This is a genomic window from Candidatus Symbiopectobacterium endolongispinus, assembly GCF_018777385.1.
Taxonomy (GTDB): domain Bacteria; phylum Pseudomonadota; class Gammaproteobacteria; order Enterobacterales; family Enterobacteriaceae; genus Symbiopectobacterium; species Symbiopectobacterium endolongispinus.
Genome location: NZ_JAFJYB010000001.1, coordinates 661121 through 673497, shown reverse-complemented (window position 1 = coordinate 673497; position 12377 = coordinate 661121). Strand labels below are relative to the sequence as shown.

Below are 12377 nucleotides of genomic sequence, written 5' to 3'. Positions count from 1 at the left end.
GCGGCATGTTTGATTAACAGAAAAGTAATGTTCTGCAAATTCTTACGATAAAACAGGAAGCGGATGGCGCAATCAAGGATAATGACAATCAGCAGCAGACGATCGCCTACGGGTGAATGTAGTTAATCTTTGGCACCTCGCGTTGTAATAGGTCGATATAATGAAGCAACTTCTTGATTTCTTACCTTTAGTTATTTTTTTCTTCGTATACAAATTGCACGATATCTTTTGGGCAACCGGTGCGCTGATCGCTGCCACACTCGCTGCGTTCCTCTACAGCTGGTACAAATTCCGCAAGGTGGAAAAAACCATGCTGGTAACCGTGGTGTTGGTGGCGGTGTTCGGCGAGCTGACTATCTATTTCCATAACCCCGAATTCATCAAATGGAAAGTGACGATCATTTATGCGTTGTTCGCCGGTGCGTTACTGATCGGTCAGTGGTTTTTCAACAAGTCGCTGATTCAGAGCATGTTGGGCAGAGAGATTACGCTGCCGCAACCGGTTTGGCGTAAGCTGAATAGCGCCTGGGCGCTGTTCTTCATTGCCTGCGGACTGCTCAATATCTATGTTGCGTTCTGGTTGTCAGAAGGTCTGTGGATGAACTTCAAGGTATTCGGGCTGACAGGGCTCACCTTGTTGTTTACACTGGCCTGTGGCGTTTACATCTATCGCCATCTGCCGCCTGAGCAGAATAATAACGAAAGCAAACAGTAATCCTTTAAACGTTAACCTGAGACGACGATGAGTACTACTCAAACTGCACCTCACGGTGAGCTGGTTCTGCGCACGCTGGCTATGCCCGCTGATACTAATGCCAATGGCGATATCTTTTGTGGTTGGCTAATGTAGCAAATGGACATTGGCGGTGCCATCATGGCGAAAGAGATTGCCGAAGGGCGCGTTGTCACTGTGCGCGTTGACGGCATGAGCTTCCTCAAACCTGTCGCTGTCGGTGATGTGGTTTGCTGCTATGCCCGCTGTCTGCGCACCGGGCGCAGTTCGTTGGATATCAATGTGGAAGTGTGGGTGAAGAAGGTTTCGACTGCCCCCATCGGGCAATGTTATCGCGCAACCCAGGCGCTTTTCACCTACGTTGCAATGGATGAAGCGGGTCACCCCTGCGAATTACCGTCCGGAAAAAGCCACTTTATCGCCCCCGACCCGGCCCAGGAATAATCGTGATAACAAAGCCACTTTCCCCTCGTCATTCCCGCCTTCGAGGGAATGACGGTGGGAGTTGGCCGTTTGTCAGTAACCTCAAGAACCGCATTTGCGGTTCTTTTTTTATTGATGTGCAGTGGCGGGTTTATTCAACTACGGCGCCACCATCAATTTTAAAGATGATGGTGACCTGCAAATCTTTACCCGGTTTTCCCGCTTCATAACGCCATTTACGCATTGCTTGACGAATATCGCGTTCAAACATATTGCGCGGCTGTGTGTTCAGCACGCGGATATTGTCTAATCGCCCTTCACTATCCACATAAAACTGAAGCGTTGCTCTGCCTTCCACGCGCAGCGCAAACGCGCGTGCCGGATACTGCGGTAGCGCGCGGCTCAACGGGCGCGGTCCTGACGACTGCGCCGAGGCAGACGGTGCCGGAGCTTGACGTACAGGCGCATTGTCACGGGTTTTGCTGGCATCCTCTGAGGTAAACGGCGAGGGTGGCTGTTTCTCATCAGCCTTCTCTTGCGGCTTCTTCGGTTGCTCGACCTTTTTCTTCACCGGCTCCGTTTTCGGTTTCGGTTCTGGCTTTGGCTCAGGCAACGGGATCGCGACAGGCTGCGGCAAAGGTTCCGGCTCTGGCTCAGGTTGTTTCACTGCTTCGACCTGTGGTTCTGACTCCGGCTCAGGCTGTGCAGCCTGCGGTGCGGGGGCCGCTTCCGTCGCCGCAGGTGCGACCATCACGACGCTGATCGGCTTCGTCGCCTGAGGAAGTTCAAGTGCGTCATTAAACGATGCGTATAACAATACGGCGATTAATCCACCATGAGCGCCAACAGAAAGTAAAAAAGACCATGATTGGCGGCGGATTCCTAATAAAGTTGTTTGCGGCATAATTTTTCGTTGTCCTCTTAGCCGCCCAAGTTTAAATGCAAATAGCAATCATATTCAATAAGAACCAGATAGTTTGTTAAAAAAACCACGGGCAGAGTATGATGGTGTTTTCACGCTATTCCCTTGAGGATTATCAAGATGTTGTACATCATTTTTGCTCAGGACGTTCCTGGTTCATTGTCAAATCGTCTGGCTGCACGCCCTGCCTATTTGGCACGCTTGCAAACCTTGCGCGATGAAGGTCGGCTGCTTACAGCAGGTCCACTCCCCGCCGTTGATAGTGAAACCCCCGGTGATGCTAGATTTACCGGTTCCGCGGTTATTGCCGAATTTCCCTCACTGACCGACGCACAGCGCTGGGCTGACGCCGATCCTTACGTGGCCGCAGGCGTGTATCACAGCGTAATCGTAAAACCCTTCAAAAAGGTGTTTTAACCCTGCATTACCAACGGTTATTTTGTTTAAGACAGCATTTAAGATGCAGCAAAAACGCCCGATTTAACGCGTTTTTGCTGTATTACCGGCTGTATTTAAACGCCGTGTTTATTTCAGTTAATTTGAAAAACATCAGTAGCTGAAGGAAAAAGCTGAATAATATAGTCATTTAACAATGCTATGGTACTGACTCTTGTTAATTGAGAGCCAGGACTTATGCTACCACGATTCGCGTTTCTGAAGGGAAAAGAGACATTGCTCCGCAGATTCCGACCCAGCATTTTTTGGGATTATTGCTGATTATCGGTTTGTTTTCGCTGCTACAACTGATGTCGATCGCGATTATTTCTAATACCATGAGCCAGGTACAGCGCGATACCACGGCCAACGATCGATTACGTGAACAACAAACACTTTTAGATCAGGCGCGTATGGCAGCAATGAACGCCAGCGATAAGTTAAACCGGGCGGGTATCTATCTAATGGTAGATAAGGAGACCGGCTCAGTAGGCAGTTGGAATAGCCTGATGGAAGAGGTGCAAGTCTCTCTCAAACAGGCTCAGGACTATTATCAGCAGATCGAAAAACCTGACGACAATGACAGCGACAGTCAGGCGTTACTGCGTAGCTACCAACAGCTGTATCAAGGGTTGGTTGAGTTGGCTGACGGTATCAAACAGAGCAATCAGATCGATGTCTTTTTTATGGTGCCTATTCAGGCTTACCAGAATGATTTCACACAGAAATACGGACACTATCTGGCGAATAATACCGCACGTCAGAAGCAGCACGGGGAACAATTTCTGGTTTCCCTCTACCGCACCCACACCATCTTCATGATTGTACTCGGACTGCTGTTAGCCGTGTCGTTTGGCGTGTGGGGTATCGTGAACCGGATCATTATTCGCCCCCCTCAATCGCATTATTTATCACCTTGGGCGCATTGCGTCCGGCGATCTCTCACAGCAGCTTGATAAGAACAGCGGCTGTACTCGCGAGATCGCCGTGTTAAACCGTAGCATGGCGCAAATGCAAACCGGTTTGACCGACCTCGTTAGCCAGGTACGCCACGGTATTGAAGGCATGGCGCAGCACGTTGACCGCGTCGCTGTGGACAATCAGACGCTGTTTTCACAGGCCCGTCTGCAAGCCACTGCGCTAAAAGCGACAACTGACAACATTCTTCAGTTGAATGAGCAACTGGCGCAGCCACACCCAGCATACCGAGCAGGCCAGCCAGCATGCTCTGAACACCAGTACCATGGCCGCTCACGGTGAGTTGATGATGAATGACGTGCATGCCGCAATGTCCGACATCACCGGACGCACCAAAGAGATGACGGATGCCATCGGGATGATCGAAAACGTGGCGTTTCAAACACACATTCTCTCATTGAATGCCGCCATTGAGACAGCGCGAGCGGGTGAACTGGGACGCGGTTTTGCGGTGGTTGCCCGCGAGGTCGGCACATTGGCAGCGCAGAGTAGTCAGTCAGCGCAGCACATTAATGTGCTGATTCGCGACTCAGACAACAGCGTCGCGACCGGTGCCAAATTGGTCAAAAAATTGAGCGACAGCCTGCAAAACATTATCAGTTCCGCACAGGGCACTGGCACGTTCCTCAATGAAATCGCCGACATTTCCGCGCAGCAAACCCAGCATATTCAGGCGGTAACCGAGCGCATTCAAACCCTGAACGACACGGTTAAACAGAATGTCAGTCAGGTAGAAGCCAGTGCTGATACATTTAACGCGTTACTGGCACAGACCGAGCAGTTGCGTGCTTCAGTGACGCTCTTCACGCTATCAGCATCAACAAACAGCGGTTACTAAAAGTGGCCGTTCAGACTGCTGACAACGTCACTTTACCCCTTGTCATCCTCGGCGAAAGCCGGAGATCTCTGTGAGAATAAACGCATTTCTTCTGCAAGAGATTCCCGCCTTCGCGTGGAATGATGGTAGTGATTGATCTGTTTATCTCGTCAATGGACAACTACCACTCGTAGGCCACCGCATACAGCAGAGCACGGCGCTGATGTTTCTGTTGCAGATAACGGGCATAGTGAATATGCCGATAAGTGCGTGACTGGGCTTCCAACCAACGGCCTCTGCGCCGTTGAACCTGGCGTAACATGCGCCACCGGATCACTTCATTTCTGCTGCGTCTCATGACAACACTCTTTATCGAAAACAGGATGGGGGTGCGGCGTGGTAGTATAGCGCGTTCTCAGGTCAATCCAAGCGTCATGCTCTTTTTGCTGTGTCTGTACCGGCAATTTCTTCCTATTCTATTCAGACGAAAGGAATTTCCTCTTTTGGCAAACTATGCGTACACTTTATGTCAATCGTGTGCCGAAGGGATCTGTGCGCTGCTATGACGACTTTTTACACTCTGTTGAGTTGGCTACTGGTTCTGGGTTACTGGCTGCTGATCGCTGGCGTTACGCTTCGTGTCTTGATGAAGCGCCGTGCGGTTCCTTCTGCAATGGCCTGGTTGCTGGTCATCTATATTCTGCCGCTGGTCGGTATCATCGCCTACCTTTCGTTTGGCGAGCTGCATCTGGGTAAGCGACGCGCCGAACGAGCCAGCCGCATGTGGCCATCAACGGCTAAATGGCTGCGGGAGTTGGCTGAGTATCGGCAGATCTTCGCCACTGAAAACAGTGAAGTGGCGCGCTCACTGTTCCAACTGTGCGAACGTCGTCAGGGGATCGGTGGTATCAAGGGAAACCAGTTGCAGTTGCTGACCACTTTTGAAGATACCATCAAAGGGCTGGTGCGTGATATTGATCTGGCACGCAGCGACATCGAGATGGTGTTTTACATCTGGCAACCCGGCGGACTGGTTGAACAGGTCACTGCGGCCTTAAAGAAAGCGGCTAAGCGCGGTGTAACCTGTCGAATTTTGCTCGATTCTGCGGGCAGCGTCGATTTCTTTAACAGCACCTATCCCTCACAGATGCGCGAGGCAGGGATTGAGGTAGTGGAAACCCTCAAGGTAAACCTGTTCCGTGCTTTTCTGCGTCGCATGGATTTGCGACAGCACCGCAAAGTGGTCCTGATTGATAACCGGATTGCCTATACCGGCAGCATGAACATGGTCGATCCACGCTTTTTCAAACAGGATGCAGGCGTCGGCCAGTGGGTCGATTTGATGGCGCGTATTGAAGGTCTGATCACCACCACCATGGGCATTATCTATTGCTGCGACTGGGAAATGGAAACGGGTCAACGCCTGTTGCCGCCGCCGCCAGATGTCGGTCTGATGCCGTTCGAACAGGAACGTGGGCATACCGTGCAGGTGATTGCATCAGGTCCTGGCTACCCCGAAGACATGATCCACCAAGCGTTGCTGACGGCCGTCTACTCCGCGCGACACCAGTTGATCATGACCACGCCCTACTTCGTCCCCAGTGACGATCTGCTGCACGCTATCTGCACGGCGGCACAGCGCGGCGTCGATGTCAGCATTATCCTGCCGCACAAAAACGACTCCGTCTTGGTAGGTTGGGCCAGCCGTGCGTTTTTCAATGAATTATTTGCCGCAGGGGTAAAAATCTATCAGTTTCAAGATGGTTTACTGCACACCAAAAGCGTGTTAGTCGACGGGCAACTCAGTCTGGTAGGCACCGTCAACCTGGACATGCGCAGCCTGTGGCTCAATTTTGAAATCACGCTGGTGATCGACGATGACGGTTTCGGCAGCGATCTGGCCTGCGTACAGGAAGATTACATCGCTCGCTCACGACTGATGGATGAAAGCAAATGGCAACAGCGTCCTTACTGGCAGCGTATTGTCGAGCGCCTGTTTTACTTTTTCAGCCCATTTTTGTGATGCTCAGGTTCCCGACAATCGCCGTGCGTTGCGCTGTCAATAGACGAGCCGTCATGTTCTAATAGTGCCATTACTGAATCTATGGAAATGCCTTATGGACCTGAACAACCGTCTTACGGAAGATGAAACGCTCGAGCAAGCTTACGATATCTTTCTTGAACTGGCGTCTGACAACCTCAACCCGGCGGATATCATCCTGTTCAATCTTCAATTTGAGGAGCGCGGTAGTGCAGAATTATTTGATCCCGCCGAGGACTGGCAAGAGCATGTCGATGTCGATTTGAATCCCGACTTTTTTGCAGAAGTGGTGATTGGTTTGGCGGAAAAAGATGGCGACCCGATCAACGACGTGTTTGCGCGTATTTTGATTTGCCGTGAAAAAGACAACAAGATGTGCCATATCTTGTGGCGTGAGTAACCCCTCTCCCTAACGGCCTGCTGATATGTAGGCCTTTTTTATGGTCAGCCTTGTAGCGGATCGACCTTCAGGCACGAGACCGCATGGGCAAAATTGCCTTCCAGCAATGGGCGCGTTTTGACACAGGTTTCACTGGCTATCGGACAGCGGGTGCAAAACACGCAGCCAGCGGGTGGGTTAATCGGTGAAGGCAACTCCCCCTCCAACAGTTGTATCCGTTTGCCGCGCTCTTTGTCAGGATCGGGGATCGGCACCGCCGACATCAGCGCCTGGGTGTAAGGGTGTAATGGATTGCCAAACAAGGCGTCATCGGTTGCCAGTTCCACGGCGTGACCGAGATACATCACCAGTACGCGATCGGAGATGTGTTTAACAACCGAAAGATCGTGCGCAATAAAAATCAGCGACAGCTGCATTTCCTTCTGCAATTGCCGCAGCAAATTCACCACCTGCGCCTGAATCGACACATCGAGCGCCGATACGGGCTCATCACAAATAATCAGCTTGGGGCGTAAAATCAACGCACGGGCAATACCGATGCGCTGACACTGGCCGCCAGAAAACTCATGAGGATAGCGGTTAATCTGGTTAGGCAGTAACCCTACCTTCTGCATCATATTTTTGACGCGATCGTTGATCACTTGCCGGGACAGGTCGTCACGATAAGTACGCAGTGGCTCGGCGATGATCTCACCCACCGTCATACGCGGGTTAAGCGAAGCCAGCGGGTCTTGAAAAATCATTTGAATATCGTTGCGAACGTGACGCCATCCCTCCTGATGGATGTGGCACAAATCCTGCCCCAGCCAGCAAATCTGCCCGCTGGTGGCTTTCACCAATCCAATAATGGCGCGCGCCAGGGTGGATTTACCACAACCCGATTCACCGACAATACCCAGTGTTTCGCCTTCATAGAGGCGAAATGTGACGCCATCGACCGCTCTAAGCGACTGTGCGGGTTGCCAAAACCATTTTTTGCGCGCATTGACGGCAAAGTGCACACTGAGGTCACGCACGTCTAGGATGACGCGTTTCTCCTGTTGATTCGTCATAGCACCTCCTCCACCGCGCGAAAACAGGCCCGCATCCGACCCGCATCAAACGTGGTCAATGTGGGCACCTCCTGACAGCGTTCCATGGCGTAGGGACACCGGGGAAAGAATGGACATCCCTGCGGTAAATGCAACAGATTGGGCGGATTACCGGGGATTGTGGCCAGCGTCTCGTCACTGACATCCAGACGGGGCACTGCATTAAGCAACCCTACCGAATAAGGGTGAGAGGGACGATAAAAGACATCGCGCGCGCTGCCATATTCCATAGTACGACCCGCATACATCACCAACACCTTGTCACAAATGCCTGCCACCACGCCTAAATCGTGGGTAATCATGATGATGGAGGTGTTAAATTCCCGTTTTAAATCCGCAAGCAATGTCATCATTTGCGCCTGTACGGTGACATCCAGCGCCGTAGTCGGCTCATCGGCGATCAGCAGTTTGGGCTGACATAGCAGCGCCATGGCAATCATGACACGCTGACGCATCCCCCCCGAAAACTCATGGGGATACATTTTCATGCGCTGGCATGCCTCTGGCATTCGCACCGCATCTAGCATATTCACCGCACCGTCAAACGCCTCGCTACGACTGCACCCTTGATGAAACATCAGGACTTCCATCAACTGCTCCCCAACGAGCATATAGGGATTAAGCGAGGTCATCGGATCCTGAAAAATCATGGCGATCTCTTTCGCCCGCAGCTTGTTCAGCGATTTTTCTGGCAGATTGAGAATTTCATGCCCCATGAAGCGGGCCGAACCGCTGGCCTGTCCATTTGCCGCCAGCAACCCCATCAGCGCAAACGCGGTCTGCGATTTTCCCGAGCCGGATTCTCCGACAATGCCCAGCGTTTCACCCTGTTCCACAGTAAACGTCAGCGCGTTCACCGCAGTGACATCCCCTTCCTCGGTAGCAAACCGCACGTTGAGATCCGTGACGCTGAGTAACGGGTGCAGCGCGCGCAGGTTATTCCCTTTCTGTTCTGCATGTTTCGCAATCATAGCGGCTCCTCAACGATCCTTCGGGTCCAAGGCATCCCGTAAGCCATCGCCGATAAAATTAAAACAAAACAGGGTGACAACCAAAAACGCAGCCGGTAACAGCAGCAGCCAAGGCGACACTTCCATTGAGTTCGCCCCGTCATTGAGCAGCGAGCCCCAACTGCTGAGCGGCTCTTGCGCGCCCAGCCCAAGAAAACTTAAAAACGATTCGAACAGGATCATACTGGGAACCAGCAGTGACGCGTACACCACGACAGCACCCAGCACATTCGGCACGATATGGCGCAACACAATGCCAGTGGTAGACACACCACACACCACCGTCGCTTCAATAAACTCTTTACGTTTGAGGCTAAGCGTCTGCCCGCGCACAATCCGCGCCATATCGAGCCACGACACCATGCCAATCGCAATGAAGATCAGCAGTAGCTGCTGTCCAAAAAAGGTCACCAGCAGGATGACGAAAAACATAAACGGAAATGAACTCAGGATCTCCAGCCAGCGCATCATGACGGAATCCACTTTGCCACCAGCGTAGCCAGAAATGGCCCCGTACAAGGTGCCCACCAGCACGGCAATCAGCGCGGCAGCAATGCCCACCAGTAATGAAATTCTCCCGCCGATGGCAACGCGCACCAGCAGATCGCGGCCGTTAGAGTCGGTACCAAAATAGTGCTTTGACGCAAAATCAGGTGCCTGAGACATCATGGCAAAATCGGTATCGGCAAAATTGAAGGGAGACAACAACGGAGCCAACGTAACAAACAGCGTAATACTCCCCAGTACCATCAGACTCGCCACGGCAGCGCGGTGATGCATAAACCGCCGCCCGGCATCCTGCCATAGACTACGTCCCTTGATTTCCAATGATTGCCCCATCTTCATCAGCGTGTGATGATTTTGCTTTCTAAACATCCTCACCTCACTCAATAACGAATTTTGGGATCGATGACGGCATACAACACATCGATGATGGCGTTAAACAGGATTGTCAAACTGCCCACCAGTATGGTTAGGCTAAGCACCAGAGAATAGTCCCGGTTCAATGCACCGTTAACAAACAGTTGTCCGATGCCTGGCAAACCGAAAATGGTCTCAATCACCATTGAACCAGTGATAATACCGACAAACGCTGGCCCCATGTAGGAGAGCACCGGCAGCAAGGCCGGTTTCAGCGCATGGCGCAAAATGATGTGGCGCATCGGCAGCCCTTTAGCGCGCGCGGTGCGGATAAAATTGGCGTGCAGCACTTCAATCATTGCGCCGCGCGTGATACGCGCGATACTGGCAATGTAAGAGAGTGAAAGCGCCACCATCGGCAGTAACACATATTTACCCGCCCCACCGTTCCATCCCCCGGCGGGCAGCCAGCGCAGCGTGATGGAGAACACCAGCACCAAGAGTGGCGCGACCACAAAACTGGGGATCACCATGCCGGTCATGGCAAATCCCATAATGGTGTAGTCCCAACGGCTATTTTGGTACAACGCCGCTACGGTGCCTGCCGTCACGCCTAGGATCACGGCAAATACAAAGGCGGCCGCACCAAGTTTAGCGGAAACAGGAAACGCACTCGCCACCAGATCGTTAACCGAGTAGTCCTTATATTTAAAGGACGGACCAAAATCCCCCTGCGCCAATTGGAGCAGATAATTACCATATTGTTTCAATATCGGATCGTTGAGATGGTATTTGGCCTCAATATTTGCCATCACTTCCGGGGGCAAATTACGTTCGCCGGTAAAAGGACTTCCCGGTGCTAACCGCATCATAAAGAACGAGATCGTAATCAATATAAACAGCGTCGGTATCGCTTCCAGACAGCGACGCAGAATAAATTTCAGCATGGTTCTACCTATAAAGGCATTGCACCTGTGTCTGTGCTCGCCTTCTCTCTACCGATCATTTTTTCGGCAAGAGAGAAGCGACGCACATTAAGGGACGGCGTTAATGTTGCAAAATATAAAGATCTTTCACATGAATATTGTCGAGCGGATCATTTCCCGTCAGACCACCAACATACGGTTTCACCAACCGGGTATTGGCGTAATAAAATACCGGGATCGTCACCGCATCGCGGTCCAATTGCGTTTCAGCCTGTTGATAAACAGTCGCACGTTCTTCTTCATTGGCCACTTGCAGTGATTTCGCTATAAGCGCATCAAACGCAGCGCTTTTGTAATGTGACGTATTTGAGTTACTGTCCGATAACATGCTGTTCAAAAATGACGACGGCTCATTATAATCCGCACACCACCCGGCGCGTGCCAGGTCGAAATTGCCCTTATGGCGTGTACTGAGAAACGTCTTCCATTCCTGATTTTCCAATTTTACGTTCACGCCAATATTTTGCTTCCAGAGCGACGCGGCCGCAATCGCCATTTTCTTATGCAGGTCGGAGGTATTATACAGCAGCGTCAACGTCAGCGGTTTTTCCGGTGTATACCCTGCTTCGGTTAACAACCGTTTTGCTTCAGCATTGCGTTTTTCCTGCGGCCAGGTAAACCACTACGGCTCGCTGGCCTTTAAACCATCAATATATGGTGGCACAAATCCATAGGCAGGCATATCACCTTGATTTTTGACCTTGTTGGTTAAAATCTTCTGATCAAGCCCTAAACGCAGCGCCTGGCGCACTCGAACATCGGTAAAAGGCGCACGCTGGTTATTAATTTCATAATAATAAGAGCACAAATAAGGTGTGACCTTCACCTCATTGGGTATTTCCCGCTTCATTTTTTGAAACAGTTCAATCGGTAAATTGGTGTAGGTGATGTCAATTTCATCGCTGCGATAGCGATTTACGTCCGTCACTTCTGAGGCAATGGGTAAATACGTCACTTGCTCGATAGTCGTGTGGGCATTATCCCAATAATGTGGATTGCGTACTAAAATCAGGCGTTCGTTGACAACCCAATTTTTCAAGGTATAGGCACCGCTTCACTCAGCGTCACCTCCAGCGTATGGTCATCCACGGCTTTGACGCCCAGCGTGTCCGGCGTTTTCTTGCCAGCAATAATGTCATCAATGTTAACGATATGCCCGTATTGCAGGTAACTGGCGTAAGGCGAGGCCGTTGCCGGATCAGCTAGTAGCTGCCAACTGTAAACAAAATCCTGCGCAGTGACGGGATCGCCATTCGACCAGCGTGCGTCTTTGCGCAAATGAAACGTCCAAACGCGGAAATCTTTATTTTCCCAACGCTCCGCCACGCCTGGCACCATTTTTCCATTCGGATCGGTAATCACCAGTCCTTCCAGCAGATCGCGTGAGACGTTGGACTCTGGCACACCTTCTATTTTATGCGGATCGAGGGAGGCCACTTCCGCACCGTTGTTTCGCACCAACACCTGATCTTTGGCTAACGGAGTGTCGGGCGGCGGCGCATACGCTACAAGCGCACCGCTACCCCAACAGCTAAGCAACAATGCCACTGTTGCGGCAAGCCGTGCTGTCCCCGTATGCCATTGACGTCGTATTTGCGCCGAATCTCCTATTTGTGAAACAGCGTAACCTGATAATCCGTTGTCCATACATCCGATCCTCTCTATGTTATCACATTGATA

At 51.5% G+C, this 12377-nt stretch carries 10 protein-coding genes and 3 pseudogenes; 6 read left to right on the top strand and 7 right to left on the bottom strand.

Features of this window, described 5'->3' with window-relative positions; all coding sequences use genetic code 11:
- Positions 1-160: 160 nt before the first annotated feature.
- Both JZM30_RS03435 and yciA read left to right on the top strand, forming a co-directional pair.
- Positions 161-715 carry a septation protein A gene (locus JZM30_RS03435; protein ID WP_252317577.1) on the top strand — a complete coding sequence of 185 codons (555 nt, stop codon included), beginning with the start codon at positions 161-163 and terminating at the stop codon, positions 713-715.
- A gap of 27 nt (positions 716-742) precedes the next feature.
- Positions 743-1177: pseudogene (gene yciA, locus JZM30_RS03430) on the top strand (acyl-CoA thioester hydrolase YciA).
- A 130-nt stretch (positions 1178-1307) separates the two neighbouring features.
- Here the strand turns inward: yciA and tonB are convergent.
- Positions 1308-2060 (bottom strand): TonB system transport protein TonB, encoded by a 753-nt coding sequence (tonB, locus tag JZM30_RS03425; protein WP_252317576.1) that lies wholly within the window; start codon positions 2058-2060, stop codon positions 1308-1310.
- 138 nt (positions 2061-2198) lie between these two features.
- Here tonB and JZM30_RS03420 point away from each other — a divergent pair, with 138 nt between their 5' ends.
- Positions 2199-2495: a YciI family protein gene (locus JZM30_RS03420; protein WP_252317575.1), complete on the top strand. Its 297-nt coding sequence runs from the start codon at positions 2199-2201 to the stop codon at positions 2493-2495.
- A gap of 216 nt (positions 2496-2711) precedes the next feature.
- Positions 2712-4329 (top strand): annotated as a pseudogene (locus JZM30_RS03415) (methyl-accepting chemotaxis protein).
- Between the two features lie 160 nt (positions 4330-4489).
- On the opposite strand, the gene JZM30_RS03410 reads toward JZM30_RS03415, so the two are convergent.
- Positions 4490-4666, bottom strand: a complete 177-nt coding sequence (locus JZM30_RS03410; RefSeq protein WP_196907077.1) for a YciY family protein — start codon at positions 4664-4666, stop codon at positions 4490-4492.
- 204 nt (positions 4667-4870) lie between these two features.
- Here JZM30_RS03410 and cls point away from each other — a divergent pair, with 204 nt between their 5' ends.
- Positions 4871-6331, top strand: a complete 1461-nt coding sequence (gene cls, locus JZM30_RS03405; protein ID WP_252317573.1) for a cardiolipin synthase — start codon at positions 4871-4873, stop codon at positions 6329-6331.
- A gap of 94 nt (positions 6332-6425) precedes the next feature.
- Positions 6426-6749, top strand: coding sequence for an HI1450 family dsDNA-mimic protein (locus JZM30_RS03400; RefSeq protein WP_252317572.1), 324 nt, complete (start codon positions 6426-6428; stop codon positions 6747-6749).
- A 44-nt stretch (positions 6750-6793) separates the two neighbouring features.
- On the opposite strand, the gene oppF is transcribed toward JZM30_RS03400, so the two are convergent.
- From oppF to JZM30_RS03375, 5 genes and pseudogenes are all read right to left on the bottom strand, one after another.
- A complete protein-coding gene (gene oppF, locus JZM30_RS03395) occupies positions 6794-7801 on the bottom strand; it encodes a murein tripeptide/oligopeptide ABC transporter ATP binding protein OppF (RefSeq protein ID WP_252317571.1) in 1008 nt (335 codons plus the stop codon).
- Positions 7798-8811 carry an oligopeptide ABC transporter ATP-binding protein OppD gene (gene oppD / locus JZM30_RS03390; protein ID WP_252317570.1) on the bottom strand — a complete coding sequence of 338 codons (1014 nt, stop codon included), beginning with the start codon at positions 8809-8811 and terminating at the stop codon, positions 7798-7800. Before oppD ends, oppF begins: the two co-directional genes overlap by 4 nt.
- Before the next feature lie 9 nt (positions 8812-8820).
- Positions 8821-9726, bottom strand: a complete 906-nt coding sequence (gene oppC / locus JZM30_RS03385; RefSeq protein WP_252317569.1) for an oligopeptide ABC transporter permease OppC — start codon at positions 9724-9726, stop codon at positions 8821-8823.
- Between the two features lie 11 nt (positions 9727-9737).
- Complete coding sequence (gene oppB / locus JZM30_RS03380; RefSeq protein ID WP_252317568.1) at positions 9738-10658, bottom strand: oligopeptide ABC transporter permease OppB; 921 nt, start codon at positions 10656-10658, stop codon at positions 9738-9740.
- A gap of 100 nt (positions 10659-10758) precedes the next feature.
- Positions 10759-12236, bottom strand: a pseudogene (locus JZM30_RS03375) (ABC transporter substrate-binding protein).
- Between the last annotated feature and the right edge of the window lie 141 nt (positions 12237-12377).